This window comes from Streptomyces griseomycini (assembly GCF_014203535.1).
Taxonomy (GTDB): domain Bacteria; phylum Actinomycetota; class Actinomycetes; order Streptomycetales; family Streptomycetaceae; genus Streptomyces; species Streptomyces griseomycini.
The window spans coordinates 86,776-102,777 of the sequence record NZ_JACHJI010000012.1 but is presented as its reverse complement, the minus strand read 5'-3'; the positions used below and the strand labels follow the sequence as shown (position 1 = coordinate 102,777).

Annotated in this window: 16 protein-coding genes and 1 pseudogene; 9 read left to right on the top strand and 8 right to left on the bottom strand. The window is 73.5% G+C overall.

Annotation, left to right across the window (positions count from 1 at the left end):
- Positions 1-290: 290 nt before the first annotated feature.
- From FHS37_RS28925 to FHS37_RS28900, 6 genes are read left to right on the top strand one after another with little or no spacing between them, the layout of a single operon-like run.
- Positions 291-566 (top strand): hypothetical protein, encoded by a 276-nt coding sequence (locus tag FHS37_RS28925; RefSeq protein WP_184826551.1) that lies wholly within the window; start codon positions 291-293, stop codon positions 564-566.
- Positions 563-2,179: a glucose-6-phosphate dehydrogenase gene (zwf, locus tag FHS37_RS28920; RefSeq protein WP_184826549.1), complete on the top strand. Its 1,617-nt coding sequence runs from the start codon at positions 563-565 to the stop codon at positions 2,177-2,179. The genes FHS37_RS28925 and zwf overlap by 4 nt, the downstream gene beginning before the upstream one ends.
- A complete protein-coding gene (opcA, locus tag FHS37_RS28915) occupies positions 2,176-3,111 on the top strand; it encodes a glucose-6-phosphate dehydrogenase assembly protein OpcA (RefSeq protein WP_184826547.1) in 936 nt (311 codons plus the stop codon). The genes zwf and opcA overlap by 4 nt, the downstream gene beginning before the upstream one ends.
- Positions 3,104-4,747, top strand: a complete 1,644-nt coding sequence (pgi, locus tag FHS37_RS28910) for a glucose-6-phosphate isomerase (RefSeq protein ID WP_184826545.1) — start codon at positions 3,104-3,106, stop codon at positions 4,745-4,747. Before opcA ends, pgi begins: the two co-directional genes overlap by 8 nt.
- A 6-nt stretch (positions 4,748-4,753) precedes the next feature.
- Positions 4,754-5,638, top strand: a complete 885-nt coding sequence (gene gnd, locus FHS37_RS28905) for a phosphogluconate dehydrogenase (NAD(+)-dependent, decarboxylating) (RefSeq protein WP_184826543.1) — start codon at positions 4,754-4,756, stop codon at positions 5,636-5,638.
- Between the two features lie 5 nt (positions 5,639-5,643).
- Positions 5,644-6,228 (top strand): histidine phosphatase family protein, encoded by a 585-nt coding sequence (locus FHS37_RS28900; RefSeq protein ID WP_184826541.1) that lies wholly within the window; start codon positions 5,644-5,646, stop codon positions 6,226-6,228.
- A gap of 32 nt (positions 6,229-6,260) precedes the next feature.
- On the opposite strand, the gene FHS37_RS28895 is transcribed toward FHS37_RS28900, so the two are convergent.
- Entirely contained in the window at positions 6,261-6,707 is a 447-nt protein-coding gene (locus FHS37_RS28895; protein WP_184826540.1) for a PPOX class F420-dependent oxidoreductase, read from the bottom strand.
- A gap of 94 nt (positions 6,708-6,801) precedes the next feature.
- On the opposite strand from FHS37_RS28895, the gene FHS37_RS28890 reads away from it, so the two are divergent.
- Positions 6,802-8,031, top strand: a complete 1,230-nt coding sequence (locus FHS37_RS28890) for a serine hydrolase domain-containing protein (RefSeq protein WP_184826539.1) — start codon at positions 6,802-6,804, stop codon at positions 8,029-8,031.
- A 25-nt stretch (positions 8,032-8,056) separates the two neighbouring features.
- Here the strand turns inward: FHS37_RS28890 and ribA are convergent, their stop codons facing one another.
- A complete protein-coding gene (gene ribA, locus FHS37_RS28885; protein ID WP_184826538.1) occupies positions 8,057-8,716 on the bottom strand; it encodes a GTP cyclohydrolase II in 660 nt (219 codons plus the stop codon).
- Between the two features lie 48 nt (positions 8,717-8,764).
- On the opposite strand from ribA, the gene FHS37_RS28880 reads away from it, so the two are divergent.
- A complete protein-coding gene (locus FHS37_RS28880) occupies positions 8,765-9,595 on the top strand; it encodes a creatininase family protein (protein WP_184826537.1) in 831 nt (276 codons plus the stop codon).
- Positions 9,596-9,741: 146 nt separating this feature from the next.
- Here the strand turns inward: FHS37_RS28880 and FHS37_RS39970 are convergent.
- The 5 genes and pseudogenes from FHS37_RS39970 to FHS37_RS28860 form a co-directional block, all read right to left on the bottom strand.
- Positions 9,742-10,647: pseudogene (locus FHS37_RS39970) on the bottom strand (lysylphosphatidylglycerol synthase transmembrane domain-containing protein); the annotation flags it as partial.
- Complete coding sequence (locus tag FHS37_RS28875; RefSeq protein WP_184826536.1) at positions 10,644-11,615, bottom strand: class I SAM-dependent methyltransferase; 972 nt, start codon at positions 11,613-11,615, stop codon at positions 10,644-10,646. The pseudogene FHS37_RS39970 and the gene FHS37_RS28875, both read right to left, overlap by 4 nt.
- Complete coding sequence (locus FHS37_RS28870) at positions 11,612-12,802, bottom strand: glycosyltransferase family 4 protein (RefSeq protein ID WP_184826535.1); 1,191 nt, start codon at positions 12,800-12,802, stop codon at positions 11,612-11,614. Before FHS37_RS28870 ends, FHS37_RS28875 begins: the two co-directional genes overlap by 4 nt.
- Positions 12,799-13,197: a 6-pyruvoyl trahydropterin synthase family protein gene (locus tag FHS37_RS28865; protein WP_184826534.1), complete on the bottom strand. Its 399-nt coding sequence runs from the start codon at positions 13,195-13,197 to the stop codon at positions 12,799-12,801. The genes FHS37_RS28870 and FHS37_RS28865 overlap by 4 nt, the downstream gene beginning before the upstream one ends.
- Before the next feature lie 115 nt (positions 13,198-13,312).
- Positions 13,313-14,308, bottom strand: a complete 996-nt coding sequence (locus tag FHS37_RS28860) for a zinc-dependent alcohol dehydrogenase (protein ID WP_184826532.1) — start codon at positions 14,306-14,308, stop codon at positions 13,313-13,315.
- Positions 14,309-14,416: 108 nt separating this feature from the next.
- Here FHS37_RS28860 and FHS37_RS28855 point away from each other — a divergent pair, with 108 nt between their 5' ends.
- Positions 14,417-15,181 (top strand): CDP-alcohol phosphatidyltransferase family protein, encoded by a 765-nt coding sequence (locus tag FHS37_RS28855; RefSeq protein ID WP_184826530.1) that lies wholly within the window; start codon positions 14,417-14,419, stop codon positions 15,179-15,181.
- Positions 15,182-15,422: 241 nt separating this feature from the next.
- Here the strand turns inward: FHS37_RS28855 and FHS37_RS28850 are convergent, their stop codons facing one another.
- A complete protein-coding gene (locus tag FHS37_RS28850) occupies positions 15,423-15,965 on the bottom strand; it encodes a hypothetical protein (RefSeq protein WP_184826528.1) in 543 nt (180 codons plus the stop codon).
- Positions 15,966-16,002: the final 37 nt, after the last annotated feature.

Genomic DNA, 16,002 nt, shown 5'->3' with positions numbered 1-16,002 from the left:
CCGCCGGGGTGTCGTGCGCGCCGGCGCCGAGGACACGGGCCCGCCCGGCGGGCCCGCCGTGATCGTCCGTCCGGCCCGCGCGGCCCGGCGCTCACCCGTCGGGGTGTACCGGCGTGCGGGGTGCCGTCGCCGGCCGGGCAGGTCCGCGTTGCGGTCGAAGCCGGAGGGGGAGCGACGTGGTACCGGTTCACAGGTGACGCGGGGACGCATCGTCTCCGTCGCGCACCGCGCGGAGGAATTCCCCGCCTCCGCGCGCGGTTGAGGTGACCGCGAGAGAGAAGATGATCACAGTGACCGAAGCGATCACGAGCGCGGGAGCACCGGAGCGACCGTCCGGCGAGGGTGTGTCGGCCCGGTCGGCGGGTTGCCCCGGCGCGATGATCAGGCCCCCGGTGCCGAAGGCCGGGCCCGGTCCGGCAGCGGTCCGCCGCCGCTCCTCCCTCGTCTCCCCCGCCGGCAGCGAGATCGGCGAACGGCTGAACCCGGCACACAGGGACACCCGGTACGTGGAGGCGCCGGCCGCGCCCGGCGCCGTGACCACCAGCATGGGAGTTGACGCGGAATGACCGACGAGACGACCGGACCGCGGGCGGGCGCCGCGGTGACCGAGGAACGGGAAGCGCCCCGGAGCGACAGGGCCCTCCGCGCCCCCGCGGCCGGCTGGGCCAACCCCCTGCGCGACCCCCGCGACCGCCGTCTGCCCCGGATCGCGGGCCCTTCCGGGCTCGTCATCTTCGGGGTGACCGGTGACCTGTCCCGCAGGAAGCTGATGCCGGCCGTGTACGACCTCGCCAACCGGGGGCTGCTGCCGCCGGGCTTCTCGCTGGTCGGCTTCGCCCGCCGCGAGTGGGAGAACCAGGACTTCGCCCAGGTGGTCCACGACGCGGTCGAGGAGCACGCCCGCACCCCCTTCCGTGAGGAGGTCTGGCAGCAGCTCGCCGAGGGGATGCGGTTCATCCCGGGCGACTTCGACGACGACTCCGCCTTCAAGCAACTCCGGGCCTCCATCGACGAGTTGGACGCTTCCCGGGGCACCAGCGGCAACTACGCCTTCTACCTCTCCGTGCCGCCGAGGTTCTTCCCGAAGGTCGTGCAGCAGCTGAAGAGGCACGGGCTGGCCGACGCCCCCGAGGGAGCATGGCGCCGTGCGGTGATCGAGAAGCCGTTCGGGCACGACCTGAGGTCGGCCGAGGAGCTGAACGCGATCGTCCACGAGGTGTTCGACCCGGACCAGGTCTTCCGGATCGACCACTACCTGGGCAAGGAGACCGTCCAGAACATCCTGGCGCTGCGCTTCGCCAACCAGATGTTCGAACCGGTCTGGAACCGGTCCTTCGTCGACCACGTGCAGATCACCATGGCCGAGGACATCGGCATCGGCGGCCGGGCCGGCTACTACGACGGCATCGGCGCCGCCCGCGACGTCATCCAGAACCACCTCCTGCAGCTGCTCGCGCTGACCGCGATGGAGGAGCCCGCCTCCTTCGACGCGGACGCGCTGCTCACGGAGAAGCTGAAGGTGCTCCGGGCGGTGCGGCTGCCGAAGGACCTGGGCCGGCACACCGTGCGCGGGCAGTACGCGGGCGCCTGGCAGGGCGGCGCGAAGGTGCGCGGCTACCTGGAGGAGGAAGGCATCGACCCCTCGTCGAGGACCGACACCTACGCGGCGATCAAGCTGGGCATCGACAACCGCCGCTGGGCGGGCGTCCCCTTCTACCTGCGCACCGGCAAGCGGCTGGGCCGGCGGGTCACCGAGATCGCGGTGGTCTTCCAGCGGGCGCCGCACTCCCCCTTCGACTCCACCGCCACCGAGGAACTGGGTTCCAACGCCATCGTGATCCGCGTCCAGCCGGACGAGGGGATGACGGTGCGGTTCGGCTCCAAGGTGCCGGGCACGTCGATGGAGATCCGGGACGTGACGATGGACTTCGCCTACGGCGAGTCGTTCACCGAGTCCAGCCCGGAGGCGTACGAACGGCTGATCCTCGACGTCCTCCTGGGGGACGCCAACCTGTTCCCCCGCCACCAGGAGGTGGAAGAGTCCTGGAGGATCCTCGATCCGATCGAGGAGTACTGGGCGTCGCACGGCAGGCCGGCACGGTACGCCTCGGGCAGCTGGGGCCCCGCGGAAGCCGACGAGATGCTCGCACGAGACGGACGGAGCTGGCGCAGGCCATGAAGATCGATCTGACCGACACCACGGCAAGCAAGATCAACAAGGCGCTGGTGCAGGGCCGCCGCGCCATCGGCACCCCGGCCGTGGGCATGGTCCTGACGATGGTGATCGTCACGGACGAGGAGAACGCCTACGACTCGATCAAGGCGGCCGAGGAGGCCTCGCACGAGCACCCCGCGCGCACCCTGGTCGTCATCAAGCGGCACGCCCGCACCCCGCGCGAGCGCACCCACCCCCGGCTGGACGCGGAGGTCCGCGTCGGCTCGGAGGCGGGCACCGGCGAGACGGTGGTGCTGCGGACCTACGGCGAGGTCTCCGAGCACGCCGACTCGGTGGTGCTGCCCCTGCTGCTGCCGGACGCGCCGGTGGTGGTGTGGTGGCCGACGGACGCGCCCGAGAACCCGGCGAAGGACCCGCTGGGCGCGCTGGCCCAGCGCCGGATCACCGACCTGTACGCGGTCGAGAACCCCTCGGAGGTCCTCGAGGCACGGATGCGCTCCTACGCGCCGGGCGACACCGACCTCGCCTGGACCCGGCTGACGCCGTGGCGCTCCCTGCTGGCGGCGGCCCTGGACCAGGCCCCGGTGACGGTGACCTCGGCGGCCGTGGAGGCAGAGGCCGGCAATCCGGCCGCGGAGCTGCTGGCGCGCTGGCTCGAGGCGCGGCTGCGGGTCACCGTCGACCGGGTGGTGACCGACGGGCCGCTCGTCACGGCGGTCCGTCTCGTCACCGCGGACGGCGAGCTCGTCATCGACCGCCCCGAGGGCCCGCTGGCCACGCTGTCCCTGCCGGGCCAGCCGCCGCGCCGGATGGCGCTGAAGGTCCGCGCCACCTCCGAACTCATCGCCGAGGAGCTCAGGCGCCTCGACGCGGACGAGATGTACGCCGTCGCCCTGCGAGGAGAGGCCACCGAGGAGGTCCCCGCCCATGCCTGACGTCCCCGAGCCGCCCCGGCGCCCCCAGTGGGCCGCCCTGGAGAACCACCGCGCGGACACGCTGCCGCGGACCGACCTGCGCGAGCTGTTCGCCGCCGACCCCTCCCGCGCGGAGCGGTACGTGGTGCGCGTGGGTGATCTGCGCATCGACTACTCCAAGCACCTGGTCACCGACGAGACGCTCCGACTGCTGCGCGAACTGGCCGGGGCCACCGACGTGTTCGGGCTGCGCGACGCCATGTTCCGCGGCGAGAGGATCAACACCACCGAGGACCGGGCCGTCCTGCACACCGCGCTGCGCGCGCCCCGGGACGCGGTGATCGAGGTCGACGGCGAGAACGTCGTCCCGGGCGTGCACGCCGTGCTCGACAGGATGGCCGACTTCGCCGACCGGGTCCGCTCCGGCGAGTGGACCGGCCACACCGGCAAGCGGATCCGCAACGTCGTCAACATCGGCATCGGCGGCTCCGACCTGGGCCCGGCGATGGCGTACGAGGCGCTGCGCGCCTACACCGACCGCTCGCTGACCTTCCGCTTCGTGTCCAACGTGGACGGCGCCGACCTGCACGAGGCCACCCGTGACCTGGACCCGGCCGAGACTCTGTTCATCGTCGCGTCCAAGACGTTCACCACCGTCGAGACGGTCACCAACGCCACCTCGGCCCGTACCTGGCTGCTGAACGCCCTCGGGGACGAGAAGGCGGTCGCGAAGCACTTCGTCGCGCTGTCGACGAACGCCGAGGAGGTCGCCGGGTTCGGCATCGACACGGCGAACATGTTCGAGTTCTGGGACTGGGTCGGCGGGCGTTACTCCTACGACTCGGCGATCGGCCTGTCGTTGATGATCGCCATCGGCCCGGACCGATTCCGGGAGATGCTCGACGGGTTCCGGATCGTCGACGAGCACTTCGTCAACGCCCCCGCCGAGGCCAACGCACCACTGATCCTGGGCCTGCTGGGCGTCTGGTACAACAACTTCCTCGGCGCGCAGTCGCACGCGGTGCTGCCGTACTCGCACTACCTGTCGAAGTTCACCGCCTACCTCCAGCAGCTCGACATGGAGTCCAACGGCAAGTCGGTGGACCGCGAGGGACGCCCGGTCGGGTGGCAGACGGGGCCCGTGGTGTGGGGCACTCCCGGCACCAACGGGCAGCACGCCTACTACCAGTTGATCCACCAGGGCACCAAGCTGATCCCGGCCGACCTGATCGGCTTCGCCCGCCCGGTCGACGAGCTGAGCGACGAACTGAAGGCCCAGCACGACCTGCTGATGGCCAACCTGCTCGCGCAGGGACAGGCCCTCGCCTTCGGCAAGACCGCCGAGGAGGTACGGGCGGAGGGCGTGCCCGAGGAACAGGTGCCGCACCGCACCTTCCGGGGGAACCACCCCACGACCACGATCCTCGCGCGCGAGCTGACGCCGTCCGTGCTCGGCCAGCTCGTCGCCCTCTACGAGCACAAGGTGTTCGTCCAGGGCGCGATCTGGAACATCGACTCCTTCGACCAGTGGGGCGTGGAGCTGGGCAAGGTGCTCGCCAAGCGCGTCGAGCCCGCCCTCGCCGAGGGCGCCCGGGTACCCGGCCTCGACCCGTCCACGGCCGCACTGGTGGCCGCCTACCGCGAATTCAGGAAGTGAGCTGACATGCAGATCGGTCTTGTGGGTCTCGGCAGGATGGGCGGCAACATGCGCGAGCGTCTGCGCAACGCCGGTCACACCGTCGTCGGGTACGACACCAACCCCGAACTCTCCGACGTCGGCCACCTGTCCGACCTCGTCGAACGGCTCGACAGGCCGCGCGCGGTCTGGGTGATGGTCCCGGCCGGGGACCCCACCCAGCAGGTCATCGACCAGCTGGCGAGTCTGCTCAGGCCCGGCGACACCGTCGTCGACGGCGGCAACTCCCGCTGGACGGACGACGAGAAGCACGCCAAGGAGCTGGGCGCCCGGGGCATCGGCTTCGTCGACGCGGGCGTCTCGGGCGGCGTGTGGGGTCTGCAGAACGGCTACGCCCTCATGGTCGGCGGGGACAAGGAGCACGTGGACCGGCTGCAGCCGGTCTTCGACGCGCTCAAACCGGAGGGCCCGTACGGTTTCGTCCACGCGGGCAGGGTCGGCGCCGGGCACTTCGCGAAGATGGTCCACAACGGCATCGAGTACGCCATGATGCAGGCCTACGCCGAGGGCTGGGAGCTGCTGGAGAAGGTCGACTCGGTGGACAACGTCCGGGAGGTGTTCCGCTCCTGGCAGGAGGGCACCGTCATCCGCTCCTGGCTGCTCGACCTCGCGGTGAACGCCCTCGACGAGGACGAGCACCTGGACCGGCTGCGCGGCTACGCCGAGGACTCGGGCGAGGGGCGCTGGACCGTGGAGGCCGCCATCGACCACGCCGTGCCGCTGCCTGCGATCACCGCGTCCCTCTTCGCGCGGTTCGCCTCCCGCCAGGAGGACTCGCCGCAGATGAAGATGATCGCGGCGCTGCGCAACCAGTTCGGCGGCCACGCCGTCGAGTCGGCGAAGAAGGCGTAACGGCGGTGGGGGACCTGCTGCTGGCCCGGCACGGCGAGACCGAGTGGAGCAGAGCGGGCCGGCACACCGGCCGGACCGATCTGCCGCTCACCCGGCACGGCGAGGAACAGGCCAGGTCCCTGGTCCCGCTCCTGGCGGGCCGGACCTTCGCACTGGTCCTCACCAGCCCGCTGGTCCGAGCCCGGCGCACCGCCGGGCTCGCCGGCCTGACCGGGGCCGTACCGGATGCGGACCTGCGGGAATGGGACTACGGCGGCTACGAGGGGGTCACCACCGCGGACATCCACCGCACCCGGCCCGGCTGGGACCTGTGGACCGACGGCGTGCCGCCCGGCCCGGGCCTCCCCGGCGAGTCTCCCGAGCAGGTGGGCGAGCGCGCCGACCGGGTGCTGGCCCGGGTGGCCGGGGCGCTCGACGAGGGCGACGTGATGCTGGTGGCGCACGGCCACCTGCTCCGCGTGCTGACGGCCCGCAGGCTGGGGCTGTCCCCTGCCGAAGGGCGCCTGTTCCGCCTGGAGACGGGCACGCTGAACCGGCTGTCGCTGGAGCACGGCAGGCCGGTGATCGCGGAGTGGAACACCCGGCCGTGAAGGGCGCGGGCGCCGGCCGTCCGACGGGGGGCCTACCCCCCGTCGCCCCGCGGGATCCCGTACACCCGCTCCACCCGCAGCCGCAGCACCAGCCGCCGGTCGCGGACCATCGCGGCGCGGTAGTCGTCCCAGTCGGGGTGCTCGCCGTTGACGTCCCGGTACAGCCGGACGAGTTCCTCCACCGCCTCGTCGTGCGGGTCGGCCGCGACGGCCGAGAGCTCGGCGGTGCCCTCGGCGACCGTGTAGGCCCACCGGTCGGCGGTGGTCACGTGGTACGAGACCCGCGGGTCCCGCCGCACGTTGCGCGTCTTGGCACGGTCGTCCGTCACCGAGACGCGCACGGTCCGCTCGTCCGGGTAGTAGGCGTGGTTGACGTTGGACAGCTGGGGCCGTCCGTCACGCTTCAGCGTGACGAGCACTCCGCTGTTCCCCTCGGCGAGCAGCCCGAGCAGTGCGTCCTGCGTGGCGTCCTGGGTCATACCCCGGTCAACGGACCGCACGGGGCCGGCGTTCCCGTCGGCGCCCGGTGGGGTGGTCCGCATTCACCTCGACGAGCGGGAGCGGAGGAGAGCGATGGCACTGCTGCGGCAAGAGGTCGGTCCGGAGGAGGCCGGGCTGGACGCCGGTGCGCTGGAGCGCCTGGACCGGCACTTCGCGCGTCGGGTCGACGAGGGGCGGATGCCCGGATTCCTCGTGGCCGTCGCGCGCGGCGGACGCGTCGCGCACCTCACGGCGTACGGGGCGCGGGACGTCGCGGCCGGGCTGCCGGTGGAGAGCGACACGCTGTGGCGGATCTACTCCATGACCAAGCCGGTGACGTCCGTGGGCGCGCTGATGCTGGTGGAGGAGGGGCGGCTGGCACTGGACGATCCGGTCGGACGCCATCTGCCGGCCTTCGCCGAGCCCCGGGTGTACGAGGGCGGGTCCGGCGACGACGTACGGACCCGGCCGGCCGCCGGACCGCTGCTCGTCCGGCACCTGATGACCCACACCGCCGGACTGACGTTCGGCTTCTACCACGCCCACCCCGTCGACGCGCTGTACCGGGCGGCCGGGCTGGAGTCGTCGGTGGTGCCGGGGGCCGGCCTCGCCGAGACCGTCGACCTGTACGCGCGTCTTCCGCTGCAGTTCGATCCGGAGACGCAGTGGAACTACTCGGTGGCCTCCAACGTGCTGGGGCGGATCGTCGAGGTGGTGTCCGGGCGGCCGCTGGACGTCTTCCTCGCCGAGCGGGTCTTCCGGCCGCTGGGGATGGCGGACGCCGGGTTCCACGTCACCGACGAGCAGGCGGGGCGGCTCGCGGAGCTGTACGGGGAGACGGAGGGCGGAGGCCTCGAGACCATCGCCGGGCTGCCGTTGCGGGGGCGGCCGCGGTTCCTGTCCGGCAGCGGGGGGATGGTGGCCTCCGCGCACGACGTGCACCGGTTCATGGAACTGCTGCGCCGGCGCGGCGAGCTCGACGGCGTGCGGCTGCTCGCCCCCGAGACCGTGGAGCTGATGACCCGCAACCACCTCCCCGGCGGCGCCGACCTGCGCGCCTTCGGCAGCCGCCCCGCACACGACGACCCCGGCAACGACGGCGTCGGCTTCGGGCTCGGCGTCTCCGTCGTCGTCGACCCGTCCCGTACGCAGGCCCCGGCCGGCCTCGGCACGTACGGCTGGAGCGGGGTGGCCACCACCACCTTCTGGGTCGACCCGGGCCGCGACCTGACCGTGCAGTTCTACACGCAGGTGCGGCCCCGGTCCTCCAACCCGGTGTTCCGGGAACTGAGGCGGCTGGTGCACGACGCCGTGGCCGGCTGACCGCGGACGCGGCCCGCGGCGCCGGTCACGACCAGTGCGCCACCGCGTCGAGGTGGGGCAGGTGGTGGTCGAGGCGTTCCCGCTTGGTGCGCAGGTAGGTGATGTTGTTCTCGCAGGGCGGGATCAGCAGCGGCACCTGCTCGGCGACCTGGACGCCGTGCCGGACCAGCGCCTCCCGCTTGCGCGGGTTGTTGGACATCAGCCGGACCGACCGCACGCCCAGGTCCTGGAGCATCCCGGCGGCGACGGCGTAGTCGCGGGCGTCCACCGGCAGGCCGAGGGCGAGGTTCGCCTCGACGGTGTCCAGTCCCTCCGCCTGCAGGGCCATCGCGCGCAGCTTGGCGAGCAGGCCGATGCCGCGGCCCTCGTGCCCCCTCAAGTAGACGACCACGCCCGCCCCTTCGGCGACGACCGCGCGCAGCGCCGACGCCAGCTGGTCGCCGCACTCGCAGTGCCGGGAACCGAAGGCGTCGCCCGTCAGGCACTCCGAGTGCAGCCGGGTGAGGACACCGTCCGTGCCGATGTCGCCGTACACCAGGGCCACTTGCTCGTCACCGCGGTCGTGGTCCAGGTAGCCGATCGCCTGGAATTTCCCGTACACGGTGGGCAGCGGCGCATTCACGACGCGTTCCACACCGGTCCGCTGCGGAGACTTCTTGCCGAGTACGCCTACTTTTTCTGTCATGATTCTCGAGTTCCTCAGTCCTGAGCAGAGACGAAAGGCCGTGACGATATGGATGGTTCACAAAAGCGGTCGGCGGCATACGGCCCGGGGTACGGTCTGTTGCCGGCGGACACCACGGAGGATGTACGGACGCGGGGCGCCGGAGTCTCACGGCAGGTCGCGGTTCTTCCCGTCGGGAGTTTCGAGCAGCACGGTCCGTTCCTGCCGCTGGCGACCGACACGCTGGTCGCCTGCGCGATCGCGCGGGAGATCGCCGACGCGTACCCGGTGCACCTCCTTCCTCCGGTGACGATCTCCTGCTCGCACGAGCACGCGGCCTGGCCGGGGACCGTCTCCCTCTCCTCCGTGACCCTTCACGCGGTGATACGGGACATCGCCGACTCGCTCCGCCGGTCGGGCGTGGACGCCCTGGTGCTGGTCAACGGACACGGCGGGAACTACGTGCTCGGCAACGTCGTCCAGGAGTCCTCCGCGCGCGGTGAGCGGATGGCGCTGTTCCCGGCCCCGGAGGACTGGGAGGCGGCGCGGCGGCGGGCCGGTGTGGTCACCTCGCTGCTCACCGACATGCACGCGGGGGAGATCGAGACCTCCGTCCTTCTGCACACTCGTCCCGAATTTCTCCGGCCCGGTTATGAGACTTCCGATTCCGTCGCGGACGACCGGCGTCATCTGCTCACCCTCGGCATGTCCGCCTATACCGATTCCGGTGTCATCGGCCGACCTTCACGGGGTTCGGCGGAAAAGGGGAAGGAACTGCTGGCGAGCCTGGCGGATTCCTTCGGCGCGTATTTCTCCCTGCTGACCTCCGGGGGCGGTACGGCGGACGCGGCGGACGCGACCGGCACGGCGGGCGCGGCGGACGGCGACGGGCGCGGATAGGCGTCCTTCCGCGCGCCGGGGGACGTGGTGGTCCGGGACCCGGCGCGCAGCCCCGCGTACCAGCGGGCGACGAGCACGACGACCCCGGGCAGGCTCGCCACGAGGCTGAGCACCCCGTAGACCACCGCGACGGCCAGCCCCCGGCCGGCACCGAGCCCGGCCGCACCGAACGCCCAGGCGGTGACGCCCTCCCGGGGTCCCCAGCCGCCGACGTTCAGCGGCAGCCCCATGGCGAGCAGCGCCAGCACGGCGAGCGGCAGCAGCTCGGTCACGGAGGCACCGGCTCCGACGACGTCGGCGGCGAGCACGAACATCGCGACGTACCCGGCCAGCACGACGGCGGAGGAGACGAGCACCCCGGGTGCGTTGCGCCGGGAGAGCAGTCCCTCGCGCGCCTCGGCGAGCATCCCGCGCAGTGCCCGGCCCCGGCGCGACGGAGCCCGGTTCATGCGCAGGGCGAGGACGACGGCGCAGGCCCCCAGCACGGCCGGGACGGCGAGCGGGGCGGCGTGCCGGACCTCGTCCCGTACCGGGGACGGCGCGGTCAGCAGCACCACGGCCCCGGCCGCGAACAGCGCGAGCTGCCCGGCGGTCCGCTCCAGGACCACCGCCCGCACCCCGCGCCCCAGGTCACCGGCGCTCTGCCCGTGCCGCACCGCCCGGTGGACGTCGCCGAGGACGCCTCCGGGCAGCGCCGCGTTGAGGAACAGGGCCCGGTAGTAGTCGGCGACCGCCGGGCCGAACGGCAGCCGGATCCGCAGGCCCCGGGCCACCAGCGCCCAGCGCCAGGCGCTGAAGACGGTGGTCACCAGCCCGATCCCGAGCGCCGCGAGCAGTGTCGGTCCGTCGACGCGGCGCAGCCCGTCCAGGAGGGCGCCGGTGCCGAGCCGCCACAGCAGGACCGCGAGCAGGGCGCCGCCGGCGAGGGCGCCGAGGCGGGTGCGTACGGCACGGGTGGTGAGGCGGGCGGGGAGTCCGCGGGACGCCGCCCCGGCCCGTGCGGTCGGCACGGACTCCCCCGCCGCGGGCGCCCGGACCGTCCGCGCGCTCATGCGGCTCCGCCCACCGGCCGGCACAGGGCGAGCAGGTCGCTGTGGTGGACGACGACCCGCAGCTCCCCCGCCGCGCAGGCCGCCAGGCGCTCGGCCAGGTAGCGGTCGGCGCGCTCCGCCAGTGCGGGCCGCTCCTCGACCGCCGCGCCGACCCAGCCCCGCAGCCACTGCTCGGTCAGCGCGGCCTGCCCGGGGCCGAGCCGCCAGGGGCTGGGGTTCAGCCGTACCGTCGCACCGTGCTCGCCGAACGCCTCCGCCGCCACCGCGACCGCGTCCGGGCCGAGCAGGCCCTCCCGGCGCTGGTGGGCGTTGAACGCCTCGGTGATCTCCCGGTCCATCGGGTGCGGCGCGGTCAGCTCGACGCGTCCGGCGACGGACAGCGTGAGCAGGGCCGGGCAACCGGCTCCGGCGCAGGCGGCGGCGAGGGCCCCGACCTCCTCGCGGGTGAGGACGTCGAGCAGCGCGGACGCCGTCACCAGGGAGGCACCGGCCAGCGCCTCCGGGGTGAGCCGGGCGACGTCGCCGCGCCGGGTCTCGACGGTGACGCGGCTGCCGTCGGCGGCGGAGCGCGGGGAGCCGACGGCGGCGAAGTGCAGCAGGTAGGGGTCGCGGTCGTGCAGGACCCAGTGCTGGGCGCCGTCCAGGTGGGGCGCGAGCCAGCGGCCCATCGAGCCGGTGCCGCAGCCGATGTCGTGGACGACGAGTCCGCCGGCCCGTCGCGGCAGGTCGGCGAGCCGGATGCGCAACGGGTCGAGCAGGTCGTGCGAGCGGGCGGCGGCGTCGGCGGGCTCGCGCAGCGCCAGCCACTCGGGCGCGTACCGGGGCGGTTCCCCGGGCCCCTCCCCGGTCTCGCGCAGGCGCAGGGTGGTCCGTTCCCCGGGGCGGCGCGCGGGGCCGGCGCCGGGGACGACGGAGGGCCGGGCCGGGATCGCGTCGCCGTGGCGCGTGGTGGTCGCCGGTTCGGTCATGCCGCCCTCCGGGGTTCGGCCGGGAGCCGGCGCAGTACCGCCGCCAGGCCCTGTGCGGTGCTCGCCCAGCCGCCGAGCGCGGCACGCCGACCGCGGGCGGCGGCCTTCAGCCGGCGCCGCACGTCGGCCTCGCCGAACCAGCCGCGCAGCTCGGCGGCGATGGCCGCGGGGTCCTCCGGCGGGACGAGGATGCCGGGCACCGAGCCGTCGGGCGCCCGGCCGACCGCCTCGGGCAGCCCGCCGACGTCGGTGGCCAGCACCGGGATGCCGCGCGCCAGCGCCTCGGTGACCGCCATGCCGTACGTCTCCGCGTACGACGTGAGGACCATCAGGTCGGCGGCGGCGTAGCTGGCGTCGAGTGCGGCACCGGACCGCGGCCCGGTCAGCTCGAGCCGGTCCTCGAGGCCGTGCCCGCGGATCCGGGAGCGCAGGTGGGCGACGTAGCCGGGGTCCTGGGTGAGCCCGCCGACGAGGGCGCAGCTCCACGGCAGGTCGGCCACCGCCGCCAGCGCCTCCACGAGCCGGTGCTGCCCCTTGCGCGGCGTCACGGCGGCCACGCACAGGAGGCGTGAGACGCCGTCGGTGCCGGGGGCCAGGGGCGCGATGTCGGCGCCGGGCGCGGCGACGTGGACGCGGTCGGGGGCGAGGCCGTGGTGGGAGACGAGACGGCGCACGGCCCAGTCGCTGGTGGCGATCACGGCGGGCACCGCGCGCAGCACCGCACGCTCGCGGGCGTCCAGGTCTGCGGCGACGGCCGGGTCGAGGCCGGTCTCGTCGCCGAGCGGGAGGTGGACGAGGACGGCCGTCCTCAGCCGCCGCGCCTGGGGGACGACGAGCTCGGGGACCCCGCAGGCGACCAGCCCGTCGAGCAGGACGACGGCGCCGTCCGGCAGTCCGCGCAGGGTGCGGGCGAGCGCCGTGCGGGCGGCGGCGTCCGGCCGGGGCCAGTCACCGGCCACGACGTGCCGGTCGACCCGCCAGCCGAAGCCGGGCAGGTCCAGGCACACCCGCCGGTCGTAGGCGTTGCCGCCGCTCGGCGTGGCCGGGTCGTCGACACCGCCCGGCATCACGAAGTGCACCGTGCGCAGGGACATGGGGATGATCCCGTCGTTCCTCGGGAAGGACGCCTGCGGGGGAACGTAGTCCAGGCGGGCGGTCCCGGCCCGGTCGATGGTCGTGTCGGTCACAGGGCACGCTCGTAACTCGCCCAGGCGATGTGCGACTCGTGCAGCGTGACGGCGATCTGGGCGATGCCCTGGGCGCCCTCGCCCAGGGCCCCCTTGTGGATGCGTTCGGCGAGGCGGTCGGCGATGACCTTGGCCAGGTACTCGGTGGAGGTGTTGATCCCCGAGAAGTCGGGTTCGTTGTCGAGGTTGCGGTAGTTCAGCTCGCCGACGACGGCCCCGAGTTCCCGCGTGGCCAGTCCGATGTCGACCACGATGTTGTCCTCGTCCAACTGTTCGCGCCGGAACGTGGCGTCCACGAGGAACGTGGCCCCGTGCAGGCGCTGGGCCGGTCCGAAGACCTCGCCGCGGAAGCTGTGGGCGATCATGATGTGATCGCGGACGGTGATGCTGAACAACGGACGACCCTCCAGGTGCGGCGCGTCTGCTCCCCGGTCGGTCTGACGCCGGGGATGCCGTGTAGTACGGCTGACTGCATTCCCGTGTTCAGCGTCCGCTACGTCTTTTCTCAGGTCAGGCGCGCTCGTTCCCGTCCGGGGCGCCGTAGCGGACGCGGTGGCACAGCGCCGGGATCTCCCCGGAGGCGAGCCGGGGCATGACGTCGGGCAGTTCCTCGAAGGCGGACTCGCCGGTGACGAGGGCGTCGAGCGCGGGGTCGGCGAGCAGGTCGAGGGCGAGGGCGAGCCGGTCGGCGTAGCTGCGGTTCGCGCGGGCCGGGGAGACCGTGCCGACCTGGCTGCTGCGGATGACCAGCCGCCGCGAGTGGAAGGCCTCACCCAGCGGGAGGCTCACCTTCCGGTCGCCGTACCAGCTCAGCTCGACGACCGTGCCCTCGGCGGTGAGCAGCTCGAGCGCCCGGCTCAGCCCCTGCTCGGTGGCGCTGGCGTGCACGACCAGGTCGCACTCGCCGAGCGCGTCCCCCGGGAGCGCGAAGCCGACGCCGAGCGCCTCGGCGGTCTTCGCCCGCGCGGGGTCGGCGTCGACGAGCTGGACGCGCACGCCGGGGAAGCGCGCCAGCAACGCGGCCACCGAGCAGCCGACCATGCCGCCGCCGACGACGGCGATCCGGTCGCCGACCAGCGGCGCGGCGTCCCACAGGGCGTTGACGGCGGTCTCCACGGTGCCGGCCAGCACCGCCCGTCCGGCGGGCACGCCCTCCGGCACGGGCGTGACGGCACGCGCCGGGACGACGTACCGGGTCTGGTGCGGGTAGAGGCAGAACACCGTCCGGCCGGCGAGTTCCCCGGGCCCCTCCTCCACCACCCCCACGTTGAGGTAGCCGTACTTCACCGGCCCCGGGAAGTCGCCCTCCTGGAACGGCGCCCGCATGGCCGCGTGCTGGCTCTCCGGCACCCCGCCGCGGAAGACGAGCGTCTCCGTGCCGCGGCTCACCCCGGAGTACAGCGAGCGCACCAGCACCTCGTCCGCACCGGGAGCCGGCAGGGCGACCTCGCGGATCTCCCCTCGTCCAGGCGAGTCGAGCCAGAACGCACGAGCGGTGCGGTTCATCGAAATCCTCCTGAACGGTCGGGAAGCTGCACGCGTACCGAGTGGTGCACAGGCCGCGCACAAGGTAGCGGCGTTGATCGACTCTGTCACACGGCCGGAGGATGTTCGGTGGCCCTGAACCACAGTTACGACGCGAGGCTCGTACAGCAGGAGACCGCCGTGGGGGCGGGCGTGCAGGTCCTGTTGCTGGCCCTGATCGGCACGGCGATCGGGATGGGCCCGGCGGGCTGGCTGACCGGCCTGGCGTTCGCGACCGCCACCTGGGCGGCGCTCTCCCGGGCCCTGCACCGGGCCCGGCTGCGCTCCTTCGGCGCGGCCAACCGGGTCACCCTCGGCCGGGCCGCCCTGGTCGGCGGCGTGACGGCGCTGGTGGCCGACTCGTTCCAGGACTCGCCGCCCGTCTCCCTCCTCGTCGGTCTGACCGCCGTGGCGCTGATCCTCGACGGCGTGGACGGGAAGGTGGCGCGCAGGACCGGTACGTCGACCCCGCTGGGCGCCCGCTTCGACATGGAGGTGGACGCGTTCCTGATCCTGGTGCTGAGCGTGTACGTGTCGATGGCGATGGGGCCGTGGGTGCTGCTCATCGGCGCGATGCGGTACGTCTTCGTCGCGGCGGCGCGCGTCTGGTCCTGGCTGACCGCCCCGCTGCCGCCGAGCACGGCCCGCAAGACGGTGGCCGCGCTCCAGGGGGTGCTGTTGCTGCTGGCGGGCTCGGGTCTGCTGCCGCACGCGGCCGACGTCGGTGTGGTGGTGCTGGCGCTGGGGCTGCTGGTGTGGTCGTTCGGGCGCGATGTGCTGTGGCTGTGGCGGACGTCTCGGGTGCGGGTGGTGGCTCCCGCCGCTGCCGAGGTACGGGAACTGGTCGCCGGGTGACACGGGGCGGGACGGACGGGGTACGAGGCGTGACGGACGGGATGCGGGACGGGGCACCGGGCCGGGCACGACGCGGGGTGCGGGGCGGTCACGGGCGCCTCCGCCTCGGCAGCGGCCCCGCCGCCGCGACGGACCCGCGTGCAGGTACACGGACCGGTGACCGCCGTCGGCGGCGGCGAGGGCGGCAGTCCGGGACATCGTCTCCGTGCGACCCCGCCCTCCAGGACTGCCGCCTCACCGGCTACTCGACACCCGCCGCGTCGAGCAGCCGGACCACGTCCCTGCGTCCGTAACCGAGCACGCGGGCCCGGTGAGCGGCCATCAGCACCAGGTGGGCGACGGTCTTCGCCGCGTACCCGTTCTCGTGGTCGGCGTCGGACCGTTCCTGGGGCTTCTCGACGCCCAGGCTGTTCATCACCAGCCCGTGCTCGCGACGGATCTCCGCGACCGTACCGGCGACCGCGTCCAACAGCGTCCTCCCCGGACGCTCGCACTCCAGGGCGAAGCACCCCCGGTCGACCGGTACGCACCCCTCCGGCGGACGCGCCCGCAGCCCCGCATACCGCTCGTCCCCGAATCCGGCGGCCCGGAACTCGTCGTGCACCAGCGAGAACCGGTGGAAGCCGGGCGGCACCGGAGGCGGTGGAGGTGTGTACTCCCACCCCGCGTCCTCGTACAGCAGCCTCTTCACCTCCTCTTCGTCGGCGTTCGTCACCGTGAACCCGGTGGCGTCGTTGCGCCCGGTCGTCGTGCCGTCGGGGTTGCGGTGGAGAAGCAGGCTCATGGCGCGCTCCGATCGTCCGTGTCGAAGGTGAACCGTG